The 14,701-nt window shown below is 69.8% G+C and carries 10 protein-coding genes; 3 read left to right on the top strand and 7 right to left on the bottom strand.

Features of this window, described 5'->3' with window-relative positions; all coding sequences use genetic code 11:
* Nucleotides 1-34: 34 nt before the first annotated feature.
* From ACIRDU_RS29575 to ACIRDU_RS29550, 6 genes are all read right to left on the bottom strand, one after another.
* A complete protein-coding gene (locus tag ACIRDU_RS29575; protein WP_403584902.1) occupies nt 35-1,459 on the bottom strand; it encodes a polysaccharide deacetylase family protein in 1,425 nt (474 codons plus the stop codon).
* 59 nt (nt 1,460-1,518) lie between these two features.
* Entirely contained in the window at nt 1,519-2,970 is a 1,452-nt protein-coding gene (locus tag ACIRDU_RS29570; RefSeq protein ID WP_403584899.1) for a cellulose binding domain-containing protein, read from the bottom strand.
* A 162-nt stretch (nt 2,971-3,132) separates the two neighbouring features.
* On the bottom strand, nt 3,133-5,262 hold the full coding sequence (locus ACIRDU_RS29565; protein WP_403584897.1) for a 3-hydroxyacyl-CoA dehydrogenase NAD-binding domain-containing protein: 2,130 nt from the start codon (nt 5,260-5,262) through the stop codon (nt 3,133-3,135).
* Nucleotides 5,259-6,476 carry a thiolase family protein gene (locus ACIRDU_RS29560; RefSeq protein WP_402611379.1) on the bottom strand — a complete coding sequence of 406 codons (1,218 nt, stop codon included), beginning with the start codon at nt 6,474-6,476 and terminating at the stop codon, nt 5,259-5,261. The genes ACIRDU_RS29565 and ACIRDU_RS29560 overlap by 4 nt, the downstream gene beginning before the upstream one ends.
* A gap of 121 nt (nt 6,477-6,597) precedes the next feature.
* The gene (locus tag ACIRDU_RS29555; RefSeq protein ID WP_403584893.1) at nt 6,598-7,635 is read right to left on the bottom strand and encodes a LacI family DNA-binding transcriptional regulator; all 1,038 of its coding nucleotides are present in this window, start codon (nt 7,633-7,635) and stop codon (nt 6,598-6,600) included.
* The gene (locus ACIRDU_RS29550) at nt 7,632-10,001 is read right to left on the bottom strand and encodes a glycoside hydrolase family 2 protein (protein ID WP_403584890.1); all 2,370 of its coding nucleotides are present in this window, start codon (nt 9,999-10,001) and stop codon (nt 7,632-7,634) included. The genes ACIRDU_RS29555 and ACIRDU_RS29550 overlap by 4 nt, the downstream gene beginning before the upstream one ends.
* A gap of 157 nt (nt 10,002-10,158) precedes the next feature.
* On the opposite strand from ACIRDU_RS29550, the gene ACIRDU_RS29545 reads away from it, so the two are divergent.
* The 3 genes from ACIRDU_RS29545 to ACIRDU_RS29535 are packed head-to-tail and all read left to right on the top strand — an operon-like array spanning nt 10,159 to nt 13,267.
* Nucleotides 10,159-11,493 carry an ABC transporter substrate-binding protein gene (locus ACIRDU_RS29545; protein WP_403584888.1) on the top strand — a complete coding sequence of 445 codons (1,335 nt, stop codon included), beginning with the start codon at nt 10,159-10,161 and terminating at the stop codon, nt 11,491-11,493.
* Complete coding sequence (locus ACIRDU_RS29540; protein WP_403584885.1) at nt 11,493-12,440, top strand: carbohydrate ABC transporter permease; 948 nt, start codon at nt 11,493-11,495, stop codon at nt 12,438-12,440. The genes ACIRDU_RS29545 and ACIRDU_RS29540 overlap by 1 nt, the downstream gene beginning before the upstream one ends.
* A complete protein-coding gene (locus ACIRDU_RS29535) occupies nt 12,437-13,267 on the top strand; it encodes a carbohydrate ABC transporter permease (RefSeq protein WP_403584882.1) in 831 nt (276 codons plus the stop codon). Before ACIRDU_RS29540 ends, ACIRDU_RS29535 begins: the two co-directional genes overlap by 4 nt.
* A 10-nt stretch (nt 13,268-13,277) precedes the next feature.
* Here the strand turns inward: ACIRDU_RS29535 and ACIRDU_RS29530 are convergent, their stop codons facing one another.
* Nucleotides 13,278-14,564, bottom strand: a complete 1,287-nt coding sequence (locus tag ACIRDU_RS29530) for a ribonuclease D (RefSeq protein WP_403584880.1) — start codon at nt 14,562-14,564, stop codon at nt 13,278-13,280.
* Between the last annotated feature and the right edge of the window lie 137 nt (nt 14,565-14,701).

The following is a 14,701-nucleotide window of genomic DNA, read 5'->3' as shown; positions in this document are numbered from 1 at the left end:
CCCTCTCTTGTGTGTCCGGGTCCTGCGCCGGGCCTCAGGTGTAGGAGGCCATGGCCTCCTCGACCGTCAGCACCGGGATGTCCCGGTCGTCGATCGCCTTCATCAGCGTCTCCAGGCCCGCCTTGCCGATCTCGGTGCTCGTCGCGGGGGTGCCGTCGACGACCTTGTGCAGACAGAGGATCAGCCAGTCGCCGCTGTTCACGCACCGGTCGAGCCGGCCGCCCGCACCCGTCAGCTTCGACAGGGCCGTACCGCCGATGCCCGTGCCGTCGTTGATGCCCGTCAGCGCCTTGAGGCGGTACGGCATCGCCGGGGCGAAGGACTCGATGGTCTCGGAGATGATCGACCGGGCCGTGGTGAAGTGCCGGCTCGCGATCTGGTCGACCGGGACCCCGTCGGACGTCTTCTGGAACGCGCCGTGCGGATAGGCGAAGTGTTCACTGGTGAAGCCGTTGGACACCAGCCACTCGCGCAGCTTGCGGAAGTCGTCGTCGGCCTGCTCGGCGGTGAGCTTGGGGTAGCTGGCCGTGTGGACGGCGTTCGCGTACGAGTGGCCCCCCATCTCCCAGCCGGAGAAGTCCTGCATCGACCGCATCTGGTTGAGGGTCAGGAAGCTGCCGGTGCCGATGGCGTCGGCGATGTTGTAGACCGTGCCGGGGAAGCCGAAGCGGTCCATGACCGGCCGGGCCAGGTCGTGGATCGACTTGTGGGAGTCGTCGAAGGTGATGGAGACGACGCCCTTGGGGAAGACCGAGACGGTGTCCGGTATCAGCTCCACGGCCTGGAGCCGGTAGGTCACCGGACCGCCCGCGTCGTCGTACACGGCGAACGACATGTCGGTGAAGCCGGTCTTCGTGGACGGTTTGCCGTCGGCGCCGATGGAGTACGTGCCGGCCGCCGCGTTGACGTCCGCCCACTGGAGGTGGACGGTCACCCACTCCCCGGACTGGACGTAGTTGGCCGACGTCTTGGAGTGGACGTGGTGCGTCCAGGCGAAGTGGTTGGCGAGGGAGCCGCTGCCCAGGTAGAAGACGAGCTTGGCCAGGTTCGTCACGTCCTCGACGCGGAAGACCAGCCGGATCATCTTGCCCGTCAGGCTCATCGCCGGCAGGCCCGTCTTGCGGACGTAACTCTGCTTGCCGGTGCCGTTCGTGGTCACCCGGACCGACTGGGTGCCGCGGACGAAGACGGACTTGTCGTTCGCCTCGGCCGATGCGGTGCCCGCGCCCCCGGGCGTCCAGCCGTGGCCGGACTGGAACTGCTGGGACCACGTCGCCCGGCGGTACTTGGGGCGGCGGCCGGAGGGGGCGTAGAGGGGAGGCGTGGTGAGGCCTCCGATGCCGCCCGCGGCGAGCGGGGCGGCGGCGGGCTGCGCCACCACCTTGCCCAGCCACGCGCCGCCGCCGGCCATGGCGACGCCTCCCGCACCGCCCATCAGCAGAGCGGAGCGCCTGCTCACCACCGGCTTGTTCTCCGTTGCCTCGGCAGCGTGCCTGTGGGCACCGGACCGACTGTTCCTCACCGGGACTCCCGAACCGTGTCGAAGTAGTTCATGCCCTCGTCGGTGAAGCCGTCGACAGCGGACTGCACTTGCTTCGCCGACAGGGTTTCGTTCGCGTTGTAGTAGAGCCAGTCCACCTTCATGTCCCAGGCGCGGTCGCCCTTGAACGGCAGATCGATGAACCAGTGGTTGAAGTTCACGGACATGTCCGTGCGCGGGGCGTACTTGCCGTTGCTGAGGAAGAGCTTCTTGCCGTCGAGCCAGTAGGCGACGACGCCGTCCTTCACCCTGATCAGCACGGTGTGCCAGGCGTCGAGGCTCTTCTTCGTGGTCTGGTAGACCCGGTCGTTCGTCTTGTGGTCGTACCAGGTCACGGTGTCGAGCTTGGGGCCGGGCCGGCCCCAGCCGCCGTTCGGCATGTACTCGTTGTCCAGCTCACTGTACTTCGAGCCCGTGCCGCCGATGGTGTAGAAGGTCTGGTTGACGTGGTCGCCGGAGTCCCCGGTGGCCGGCTCGTCGCTGAAGTGGATCCGGGCCGCGTAGGTGCCGTCGCGGAACTTGCTCGCGGCCGTGCCGAGGCTCGCCTGCTTCGTCCCGGCCTTGGTGCCGTCCGTGCTCGCCCGCAGGTTGAGCACCTGGCCGTCGGCGTGCGAGCCCTCGGCGGTGGGGAAGCTGACGCCGCTCGCCGACCAGGTGTTCTCGACGCCCGGGCCGCCCTTGCTGGTGCGGACCAGCCAGCCGTGCTTGAACAGGGCCGGGTCCTTGGGGCCCTGGTAGGTGAAGTCGTCGAAGAGCACCCCGGCCGGAGGGGCCGACAGCGGTGCGGGCGCGTCGGCCTTCGCCGAGGCCTTCTTGTCGTCGCTCGCCCTGCTGCCGTCCGGCTCCTCGCCCCAGGCGAGGACGCCCCGCTTGTAGGCGGTGACCTTCTCCGCCTCCTTGTAGCTGGTCATTCCCGCGTCGAAGGAGCGGTCGTCGGACTGCTTCAGCTTCCTGTGGTCGGTGCGGAAGAGCTGGAGGTCGATGCCCTTGCTGTTGGCGCCGGGCTTCAGATCGCCCGCGGCGGCCGTGAACCGGACCTCCAGGTAGTGGTCGGCGGTGTCCGTGGGCTTGTCCATCGCGACGATCCGACCGGCGACGTTCGAGCAGCCGAAGACGGCGTTGACACAGTTGAAGGCGTACGAGGAGAGTCCCGCGGTGCCGTCGGCGGTGAACCAGTACCGGAGCGTCACATCGCTCAACGGCAGGGGCTGGTCGGTGTCGTTGAAGACCTCCAGCGACGGCTTGGCCGCCGTCGCCGTCGCCGGGGTGTCGGTCCGGTAGCGGACCTTCAGCTCGGGCGGATCCGGGTTCGCGGCCTTCCACACGGGATAGAGCGCCGTGCCGCCGGCGGCGACGACCGCCACGAGGAGCAGGAGCCTGATCTTGGGCCAGACCCGGCGTCGGGGTGTTCGGCGACGAGGGGACGCCACGCAGGACTCCTTCGAGGACACCCGGCGGTCTGGGGTGGAGACCGTCAGAGTCAGGTAAACAATGGTCGGATTGTGTGAGGATCCTATCTGCGGCGGCATGTACAAAGGGGGGCGGGTGCGCGGATTGTTACCGCACGCCCCACCCCCCTCAGGGGTAACGCGTTACGCCGGGACGCTCGCGACGCCCTGCGCCAGGAACCTCTTGCCGTTCACCCGCTCGGAGACGCCCTCGCGGTCCAGGTACGGCGTGATGCCGCCCAGGTGGAAGGGCCAGCCGGCGCCGGTGATGAGGCACAGGTCGATGTCCTGCGCCTCGGCGACGACGCCCTCGTCGAGCATGATGCCGATCTCCTGCGCCACCGCGTCGAGCACGCGCTCGCGGACCTGCTCCTCCGTCAGGACGCTGTCGCCCTGCTTCAGCAGCGCGGCGACCTCCGGGTCCAGCTCCGGCTTGCCGCTGTCGTAGACGTAGAAGCCACGCTTGCCGGCTTCGACGACCGCCTTGAGGTTTGGGGAGACCGTGAAGCGGTCCGGGAACGCCTTGTTGAGCGTCTCGGAGACGTGCAGGCCGATCGCCGGGCCGACCAGCTCCAGCAGCACCAGCGGCGACATCGGCAGACCGAGCGGCTCGATGCCCTTCTCCGCGACCTCGACCGGCGTGCCCTCGTCGATGATGTTCTGGATCTCGCCCATGAAGCGGGTCAGGATGCGGTTCACGACGAACGCCGGGGCGTCCTTGGTGAGGACCGCGGTCTTCTTCAGCTTCTTGGCGACACCGAACGCCGTGGCGAGCGAGGCGTCGTCGGTCTTCTCACCGCGGACGATCTCCAGCAGCGGCAGGACGGCGACCGGGTTGAAGAAGTGGAAGCCCACGACCCGCTCGGGGTGCTGGAGCTTCGATGCCATCTCCGACACCGACAGCGAGGAGGTGTTGGTGGCCAGGATCGCGTGCGCCGGGGCGACCGCCTCGACCTCCGCGAACACCTGCTGCTTGACGCCCATCTCCTCGAAGACCGCTTCGATGATGAAGTCGGCGTCCGAGAAGCCCTCGGCCTTGTCCAGCACACCGGTGACCAGCGCCTTGAGGCGGTTGGCCTTGTCCTGGTTGATACGGCCCTTGCCGAGCAGCTTGTCGATCTCGGCGTGGACGTAGCCCACACCCTTGTCGACGCGCTCCTGGTCGATGTCGGTCAGCACGACCGGCACCTCCAGACGGCGCAGGAACAGCAGCGCGAGCTGGCTGGCCATCAGACCGGCGCCGACGACACCGACCTTGGTGACCGGGCGGGCCAGGGACTTGTCCGGGGCGCCGGCCGGGCGCTTGCCGCGCTTCTGCACCAGGTTGAAGGCGTAGATGCCGGAACGCAGTTCGCCGCCCATGATGAGGTCGGCGAGGGCCCTGTCCTCGGCGTCGTAGCCCTGCTGGAGGTCGCCGTTCTTGGCGGCGGCGATGATGTCCAGGGCGCGGTAGGCGGCCGGGGCGGCGCCGTGCACCTTGGAGTCGGCGATGAAACGGCCCTTGGCGACGGCCTGGTCCCAGCCCTCGCCGCGGTCGATCACCGGGCGCTCGATCTCCAGCTCGCCCTTGAGGACGGCCGCGGTCCAGATCAGCGACTGCTCCAGGAAGTCCGCGCCTTCGAAGATCGCGTCGGCGATCCCGAGCTCGTAGACCTGCTTGCCCTTGAGCTGCTTGTTCTGGTTGAGGCTGTTCTCGATGATCACCGAGACGGCCTTCTCGGGGCCGATCAGGTTCGGCAGCAGGGTGCAGCCGCCCCAGCCGGGCACCAGGCCGAGGAAGACCTCGGGCAGGGAGAACGCCGGGAGAGCCGCGGAGACGGTGCGGTAGGTGCAGTGCAGACCGACCTCGACACCGCCGCCCATCGCGGCGCCGTTGTAGTACGCGAACGTCGGCACGGCCAGCGTGGACAGCCGCTTGAAGACCTCGTGGCCGCCCTTGCCGATGGCGAGCGCGTGCTCGTACTCCTTGAGGATCTCCACGCCCTTGAGGTCGGCGCCGACCGCGAAGATGAACGGCTTGCCGGTGATGCCGACGCCGATGATCTCGCCGTCCGCCGCCTCCTTCTCGACCTGGTCGATCGCGGCGTTCAGGTTCGCCAGCGAGGCCGGGCCGAAGGTGGTCGGCTTGGTGTGGTCGTGGCCGTTGTCCAGGGTGATCAGGGCGAAACGGCCCGCACCCAGCGGGAGGTCGAAGTGGCGTACGTGCGCACTCGTGACGACCTCGTCCGGGAACAGCTCGGAAGCCTGCTTGAGAAGCTCGGCGGTGGTGCTCACTTGTCCCCCTCGAAGTGCGGGTTCTCCCAGATGACCGTCGCGCCCATGCCGAAGCCGACGCACATGGTGGTCAGGCCGTAGCGGACGTGCGGCTGCTCCTCGAACTGGCGGGCCAGCTGCGTCATCAGGCGGACGCCGGAGGAGGCCAGCGGGTGGCCGAAGGCGATGGCGCCGCCGTACTGGTTGACGCGCTCGTCGTCGTCGGCGATGCCGTAGTGGTCGAGGAAGGCCAGGACCTGGACGGCGAAGGCCTCGTTGATCTCGAACAGGCCGATGTCGGAGATCGACAGGCCCGCCTGGGCCAGCGCCTTCTCCGTGGCCGGGATCGGGCCGTAGCCCATGACCTCAGGCTCGACACCCGCGAAGGAGTAGGAGACCAGGCGCATCTTCACGGGGAGGTCGTGCTCGCGCGCGAAGTCCTCGGAGGCGATGAGTGAGGCGGTGGCGCCGTCGTTCAGACCGGCCGCGTTACCGGCGGTGACCCGGCCGTGCACACGGAACGGGGTCTTCAGACCCGACAGGTTCTCCAGGGTCGTGCCCGGGCGCATCGGCTCGTCGGCGGTGACCAGGCCCCAGCCCGTCTCACCGGCCTCGGGGGAGGTGCGGCGGACCGAGATCGGCACCAGGTCGGCCTGGATCTTGCCGTTGGCGTACGCCTTGGCGGCCTTCTCCTGGGAGCGCACGGCGTACTCGTCGGCGCGCAGCTTGGTGATCTGCGGGTAGCGGTCGTGCAGGTTCTCCGCGGTCATGCCCATGAACAGGGCCGACTCGTCGACCAGCTTCTCGGAGACGAACCGCGGGTTCGGGTCCACGCCCTCGCCCATGGGGTGGCGGCCCATGTGCTCGACACCGCCCGCGATGGCGATGTCGTAGGCGCCGAACGCGACGGAACCGGCGACCGAGGTGACGGCCGTCAGGGCGCCGGCGCACATGCGGTCGATGGAGTAGCCCGGCACGGACTGCGGGAGACCGGCGAGGATCCCGGCGGTGCGGCCGATGGTCAGGCCCTGGTCACCGATCTGCGTGGTCGCGGCGATGGCGACCTCGTCGATCTTCTTCGGGTCGAGTCCGGGGTTGCGGCGCAGCAGCTCCCGGATCGCCTTCACGACGAGGTCGTCGGCACGGGTCTCGTGGTAGATGCCCTTCGGGCCCGCCTTGCCGAACGGGGTGCGGACGCCGTCGACGAAGACGACGTCCCTGACGGTACGAGGCACGATGGCTCTCCTCCAGGGTCAGGATCTGCATTGCTGCTGCGATGCGCTGAGCGCGCGCTCAGGCCCCATGCTACTTATGAGTAACGTAGCTGCACAGTCCTGGCGGGTGGAGCGGTGAAGGTCACACCTTCGGCGGTGCCGTGGAGCCTCTGGGCGTCAGCACGGGAGTGGGCACCGGATGAGATCCGGCCTCGCCCCCGGTGATCACCGAGAACAGCGTCCGGGCCACCTCCGCCCCGAAGCCGTGCACATCATGGCTCATCGCCGACAGGGTCGGGTGCGTCAGCCGGCACAGCTGCGAGTCGTCCCAGGCCAGCAGCGACACGTCCTGAGGCACCCGCAGCCCCATCTCCGCCGCCACCGACAGCCCCGCCACCGCCATGATGTCGTTGTCGTACACGATCGCGGTCGGCCGGTCGGCCGACGACGCGGTCAGCAGCGACCGCGTCGCACGCGCCCCCGCGTCGCCCGAGAAGTCCGTCGCGACCTGCCACGCCCCGGCCAGCGCCAGCGCCCCCGCCGCCTCGTCGAACGCCGCCGTCCGGATCGCCGTGTGCCCGAGCTCCGCCGCCCCGCCGACCCGGGCGATCCGCCGGTGCCCGAGCGCGGCCAGATACCGCACCGCCTCCGTCACGGCCGTGGCATCGTCCGTCCACACCGATGTGAGACCCCCGGTCAGCGAGGGATGCCCGACGGCGACCACCGGCATCCCGAGCCGCTCCGCCAGGGCCACCCGCGGGTCGTCCGCGCGGAAGTCGACGAGGATCGACCCGCCGGTCTGCCGCCCCCGCCACCACGCCTCCTGGACGCCCACCTCCTCGTCCATGTTCCGTACCAGCCTCAGCAGCAGCGAGCTGGAGTGCTCGGCCAGCACGCTCTGCACACCCGAGACGAACTCCATGTACCAGGGCTCGAGCCCCAGCACCCGCGCCGGCCGGCACACGGCCAGCCCCACCACGTCCACACGCGATCCGGCCAGCGTCCGCGCCGTGAGGCTCGGCGCCCAGCCCAGCTCGCGCGCCGCCCGGAAGATCCGGTCCCGGGTGGCCTCCGACAGGCCCGGCTTGTGGTTGAACGCGAGGGACACGGCACCCTTGGACACACCGGCGCGCGCGGCGACGTCCTTGATGGTGACGCGAGGGGTCGGCGTTGCCGTCATCGGGTGGGCTCCACGCAGTACAGGGCCGAACGGGCGGTCTCCGCGTCCGGAGTCTTCCAGCCGCGCACCCCGATGGTCACCTCTTCGCCCGGCAGCAGTGTGACCAGCCCCCGGTCGGCCCGCGCCCCCGGCTCCAGCCGGTCGGCCTGGAGCAACAGGTCCCGGACCAGGGTGCGGGCGGTCACCGTGATCCCGCCCGGGGCGAGCGAGACGTCGAACTCCGGCCGGGGGTAGGAGACGTCACGGTCCGGCACCGGAAAGTGCACCGCCCGCAACCCGTCCGTGTCCGCGACCAGGAACTCCTTCGGCCCGTCGGGCATCAGCTCCCGAGGCACATCGAGACGCGTCACGGCCCGCACCCCCGCCGTCAGTTCCCCATCCGCTCGCCCCAGCACCTCACCCTCGACGGACAACCGTCGCAGCGTCAGCCGGCCCCTCCATTCCTCCGCCCCCTGGTTGACGGCGGCCAGCACCAGCGCGCCGTCCCGCACCTGGAGCATCAGCAGCCGGTCCGCGTACAGCCGCTTCAGCTCGTGGTACAGCGGCTTCTCCCGGCCGTCCCCGTCGATCGCCGCCCAGGACGTCACCGGCCAGCAGTCGTTGAGCTGCCAGACGATCGTGCCCGCGCACACCGGCCAGTGGGAGCGCCAGTGCTCGATCCCGGCCGCGACCGCCCGCGCCTGGTTGAGCTGCATGAGGTAGTGCCACCGGTCGAAGTCCCCGTCCGGTACGGCGAAGTGCCGCCGGAGCCCCCGCTCCAGCTTGCCGTTGCCGTCGTCCGCCTTCTGGTGGTGCAGCATGCCGGGGGAGTCCGGCGCGAGCTCCTCCCCGGGCAGGGCCCGGCGCAGCGTCGTGTACGCGGGCGGTGCCTGCCAGCCGAACTCGGCGACGAACCGCGGCACGCTCAGCCGGTAGTCCGCGTAGTCCTCCCGGTTCCACACCTCCCACGAGTGGTGCGTGCCGTGCGCCGGGTCGTTGGGGTGGTGCCCCCACGACCCGGACCAGGGGCTCCCCGCCGTGTACGGCCGGGTCGGGTCCAGCTCGGCCACCACGCGCGGCAGGACGCCCAGGTAGTAGCCCTCTCCCCAGGAGTCCCCGGCCAGCCGCGGCTCCCACTCCCAGTCCCGGAAGCCCCACAGGTTCTCGTTGTTGCCGTTCCACAGCACCAGCGACGGGTGCGGCATCAGCCGTACGACGTTCTCCCGCGCCTCGGCCTCCACCTCGCCGCGCAGCGGCTGCTCCTCCGGGTAGGCCGCGCAGGCGAACGGGAAGTCCTGCCAGACCAGCAGGCCGAGCTCGTCGCAGGCGTCGTAGAAGTCCTCGCTCTCGTAGATCCCGCCGCCCCAGATCCGTACGAGGTCCACGCCCGCGCCGGCCGCCTGCTCCAGGCGCTCCCGGTAGCGCTCACGGCTGATCCGGGACGGGAAGACGTCGTCGGGGATCCAGTTGACGCCCCGCGCGAAGAGCCGCTCGCCGTTGACGACGAGGGTGAAGCCGGTGCCGTGCGCGTCGGGCCGCCGGTCCAGTTCGACGGTCCGGAAGCCGATCCGCCGCCGCCACACGTCCAGGGCCTCGTCCTCGTGCAGCAGCCGCAACTCGACATCGTGGAGCGACTGTTCGCCGTACCCGCGCGGCCACCACAGCCGCGCGTCCGGCACCCGCAGCCGTACGGTCCCGCCCGCCCCCTCGATCTCCGCCCGGGCCCGCACCCCCGCGACGGTCGCCTCCACGGCGAGGGGTGCCTCGACCCGGGTCCGCTCGACGTCGACAGCCAGCTCGACGACACCGGTGCCCTCCTCGACGGTGACCAGCGGGCGCACCCGGGCGATCCGGGCCGTCGACCAGTGCTCCAGGCGCACCGGCCGCCAGATCCCGGCCGTCACCAGGGTCGGCCCCCAGTCCCATCCGAAGGAGCAGGCCATCTTGCGCAGGTACGGGTAGGGCTCGGCGTAGGCGGCGGGCCGCTCGCCCACCCGGCCCCGCACGGCCTCGGCCTCGGCGTAGGCGGAGACGAACCGCACGGACAGCCGCCCGGACAGGCCCGTCACGTCGAACCGGTACGAGCGGTGCATGTTGCGCACCTTCCCCAGCAGCCGCCCGTCCAGGGAGATCTCGGCGACGGTGTCGAGCCCGTCGAAGACCAGGTCGGTCTGCTCGTGCCCCGACGAGCCGCCGATCTCCCGCTCGTAGGTCCAGTCCCGGCGCCCCACCCACGCCACCTCGGTCTCGTTGCGGCCGAGGAACGGGTCCGGGATCAGCCCGGCCGCCATCAGGTCGGTGTGCACGCACCCCGGCACGGTGGCCGGCAGCGTGTCCGAGTCGTGCCGCAGGATCCATCCGTCGCCGAGCGGTGTGGCCTCCAGCATGCGCACTCCCTTAACCGGTTCAGTGAAGAGTCGTAGCACTGTTTCGCATCGTTGGCGGGATTGGGACTTTACCGGTTGAGTGCGCGCTGTCAGAGTTCCGAACCAGCCATACCGCACGTGCTCGTCCGTCCCGAGTTCCCCTCCGCGAACGGAGCTGATGCACATGAACCGCCGTACCCTCCACCGTCGGACCTTCCTCGCCCTCGCCGTGGGCGCAGCCCTGCTGGCCACCGGCTGCACCGGCTCCGGAGGCTCCGCCAAGGGCGCCGACGCCGAGGCGCCCGACGATCCCTCCAAGGTCGACGGGACCATCACCGTCCTCACCCACCGGACCGACCTCGTGCAGGACGGGACGCTGAAGAAGTACGCCGCCGAGTTCAACAAGACGTATCCCGGGGTGAAAGTCGAGTTCGACGGCATCACCGACTACGAGGGCGAAGTCAAGATCCGGATGAACACGGAGAACTACGGCGACGTCCTCATGATCCCCGCGGTGATCGAGAAGAAGGACTACCCCAGGTTCTTCGCCTCGCTGGGCAGCCAGGCGGAGCGGAGCAAGAAGTACCGCTTCACCGACTACACCGCCGTAGGCGGCAAGGTCTACGGCCAGAGCCCGCTCGGCGCGGTCCCCGGGTTCATCTACAACAAGAAGGTGTGGCGCGAAGCCGGGGTCACCGACTGGCCCACGACACCGGACGAGTTCCTCGCCGGCCTCAAGGCGATCAAGTCGAAGACCGACGCGGTCCCCTACTACACCAACTTCAAGGACGGATGGCCGCTCAGCCAGTGGACGGGGGTCAGGGGCTCGGTCAGCTGCGACGAGCAGGCCACCACCAGGTGGGCCGAGGGCAACCCCTGGGCCGAGGGCGGCGAACTGCGGGTGGCGGACACACTGCTGTACGACATCGTCCACGAAGGGCTCATCGAGAAGGACCCGACGACCACCAACTGGGAGGCGTCCAAGCCCAAGCTGGCCAAGGGCGAGATCGCCACCATGTGGCTAGGCTCCTGGGCGGTCATCCAGATGCAGGGCGCGGCGAAGCAGGCCGGCGCCGACCCGGACGACATCGGGTTCATGCCCTTCCCCGCGCAGAAGGACGGCACGTTCTGCGCGGTGACGTCGCCCGACTACAACCAGGCCGTCAACGTCCACTCCGAGCACAAGGAAGCCGCCCGGGCCTGGATCGACTGGTTCACCGACAAGTCCGGCTATGCCGAGGACAATCTGGCGCTGTCCCCGCTGAAGGAGGCCCCCCTGCCCGACGTCCTGAAGCCGTACGAGGAGGCGGGCGTCAAGCTCCTCGACCTCGACGACAGCAAGGGCGCCGAGCTGAAGACCATCGAGAACCAGTCCGAGGTCGGCATCAACAAGCCCGACTACCGCAAGGAACTCGTCGACATGGCCCGCGGCGCCAGGAAGGGCGATCCGGACGACTATCTGGACGGCCTCGGCGAGAAGTGGACCGAGACCCAGAAGTCGCTGGGGTCCTGATGACGGGTACGACCGAGACGGCGGCCGCCGAGGCCGCCGCGGGGGCGGCCGCCCCCGCCCCGGCCCCCGCCCCGCGCCGGACACGTCTGTGGCGCGGGGCCACCCCCTGGCTCTTCCTGCTCGCCCCGCTCGCGCTCCTGATCGTCTTCACCTACGCGCCGATCGCCAACATGGTCGCGTACAGCTTCACCGACTGGGACGGGGTGAGCCCCGAACTGCGCTACACGGGCACCGAGAACTACGCCGAGCTCTTCACGCGACCGCAACTGTTCGAGGTCTTCTGGGTCAGCGGCTACTACCTGGCGGCCTCCGTGGTCCAGATCGTGGCCGCGCTCTACTTCGCCACGATCCTCAGCTTCAACGTCCGCTTCCGGAACTTCTTCAAGGGCGTGCTGTTCTTCCCGTACCTGATCAACGGCGTGGCGATCGGGTTCGTCTTCCTCTACTTCTTCCAGGACGGCGGCACCCTCGACTCCGTACTGAGCCTGCTCGGAGTCGAGACCGACCGAGCGTGGCTGGGCACCCCCACATCGGCGAACACCTCCCTCGCCGCCGTCTCGGTCTGGCGCTACCTGGGCCTGAACTTCGTCCTGTTCCTCGGGGCGATCCAGTCGATCCCGGGGGAGCTGTACGAGGCGGCCGAACTGGACGGCGCGAACCGCTGGCACCAGTTCCGCCACATCATCGCGCCGGGCATCAAGCCGGTCCTGTCCCTCACCGTGATCCTGTCGATCTCGGGCTCCCTGTCGGTCTTCGAGATCCCGTACATCATGACCGGCGGCGCGACCGGTACCGAGACGTTCGTGATCCAGACCGTGAAGCTGGCGTTCCAGTTCAACAAGACGGGCCTCGCCTCGGCGGCCGCGGTCGTGCTGCTGCTGATCGTCCTGGCGGTGACCTGGGTGCAGCGGCGCCTCGCCCCCGACGACAAGGTGGACCTCGTATGACACGCCGCGCGGTGACCCGCGTCCTCGTGTACCTGTCGCTGATCGCGGCGACCGCGGTGGTGCTGCTCCCGCTGACCGCCGTGCTCCTGACCTCCCTCAAGTCCGAGCAGGAGATGGCGGACGGCAGCGGAGCGCTCGCGCTGCCCGACGACCCGTCGAGCTTCGACAACTACGTGACGGCGTTCCAGGACGGCCGGATGCTCTCGGCGTTCGGCAACACCGCGATCATCCTGGTCGTCGCCATCGGCGGCACGGTCCTGATCGGCTCGATGACGGCCTACGCCATCGACCGCTTCCGGTTCCGCTTCCGCACGTCGGTCCTGGCCCTGTTCCTCATCGCCGCGCTGGTCCCCGGAGTGACCACTCAGGTGGCCACCTTCCAGATCGTCAACAGCTTCGGCATGTTCGACAGCCTCTGGGCGCCGATCGCCCTCTACATGGGCACGGACATCGTCTCGATCTACATCTTCCTGCAGTTCGTCCGGTCGATCCCGGTCTCCCTGGACGAGTCGGCCCGCATCGACGGCGCCAACGCCTTCACGGTCTACCGCAAGGTCATCTTCCCCCTGCTGAAACCGGCGATCGCGACGGTCGTGATCGTGAAGGGGATCAACGTCTACAACGACTTCTACATCCCCTTCCTCTACATGCCCTCCGAAGATCTTGGCGTGATCTCGACGTCGCTGTTCCGCTTCAAGGGCCCGTTCGGCGCCCACTGGGAGACGATCTCGGCGGGAGCGATCTTGGTCATCGTCCCCACGCTGGTCGTCTTCCTGTTCCTCCAGCGGTTCATCTACAACGGTTTCACCCGGGGGGCCACGAAGTAGCCGGCTCCCTTCAGGCGTCCTTCGCGGACAGAGCCTCCACCAGCACCGGCGTCACCTGCTCCACCTGCCACGGCCGCGCACCGTGACCTGCCAGCGCGGCCGCCACCGACTCGGCGTCCACCACCGCCGGCGGCTCCCAGCACACCCGCCGCACCGTGTCCGGCGTGATCAGGTTCTCCTGCGGCATGGCGAGCTGCTCGGCCAGCGCCGACACCCCGGCCCGGGCCGCGGACAACCGCGCCGCGGCCTCGGGGTCCTTGTCGGCCCAGGCCCGCGGCGGCGGAGGCCCGGCCACGGGCTGCCCCGGCTGCGGCAGCTGCGCCTCGGTCAGCGCCTTCGCCCGGTCCACCGCCGCCTGCCACTGCTCCAGCTGCCGCTTGCCCACGCGGTGGCCGAAACCGTTCAGCGCGGCCAGCGCGTGCACATTGGCCGGAAGCGCCAGCGCGGCCTCCACGATGGCCGCGTCCCCGAGCACCTTGCCCGGCGACACGTCCCGCCGCTGCGCGATCCGGTCCCGGGTCTGCCACAGCTCCCGTACGACGGCCAGCTGCCGCCGCCGGCGCACCTTGTGCATGCCTGACGTACGCCGCCACGGGTCCTTGCGGGGCTCCGGCGGCGGAGCAGAGGCGATCGCCTCGAATTCCTCGCGGGCCCACTCCAGCTTGCCCTGCCGGTCCAGCTCCTTCTCCAGCGCGTCGCGCAGGTCGACGAGCAGCTCGACGTCCAGGGCCGCGTACCGCAGCCAGGGCTCGGGCAGGGGCCGGGTCGACCAGTCGACGGCGGAGTGCCCCTTCTCCAGGACGAAGCCCAGGACGCTCTCGACCATCGCGCCGAGGCCGACCCGGGGGAACCCGGCGAGCCGCCCGGCCAGCTCCGTGTCGAACAGCCGCGTCGGCACCATGCCTATCTCGCGCAGGCAGGGCAGGTCCTGGGTGGCGGCGTGCAGCACCCACTCGACGCCGGACAGGGCCTCGCCCAGGGCGGACAGGTCGGGGCAGGCCACGGGGTCGATCAGGGCCGTTCCGGCGCCCTCGCGGCGCAGCTGCACGAGGTAGGCCCGCTGCCCGTAGCGGTAGCCGGACGCGCGCTCGGCGTCGACGGCGAGGGGCCCGGACCCCGCCTCGAAGGCGGCGATCACCCGGGCCAGGGCGGTCTCGTCCGCGATGACGGGCGGAATGCCCTCACGCGGCTCCAGCAAAGGGATCGGCGCCTCCGTAGCAGAAGAATCGTCGTCCGGAGGAGCGCCTCCGGTGGTTCGCAGTGAGCTGTCTGCTGCGGTGTCGTGGGCGTCGGTCACATGTCAAGGGTATCCATGTATGGACAGCGCCCGCCGACGGAACGTTCCGTCGACGGGCGCCAGAGGGTCGCAAACCAGTCATGTCGGGGAAGCAGCGGGTTCGCGAACCGTGAGTGACGTGAACGGGGCCGGAGGCC

Source organism: Streptomyces sp. NPDC093598 (assembly GCF_044764825.1).
Taxonomy (GTDB): Bacteria; Actinomycetota; Actinomycetes; order Streptomycetales; family Streptomycetaceae; genus Streptomyces.
This window is presented reverse-complemented; position numbering and strand designations above follow the sequence as displayed.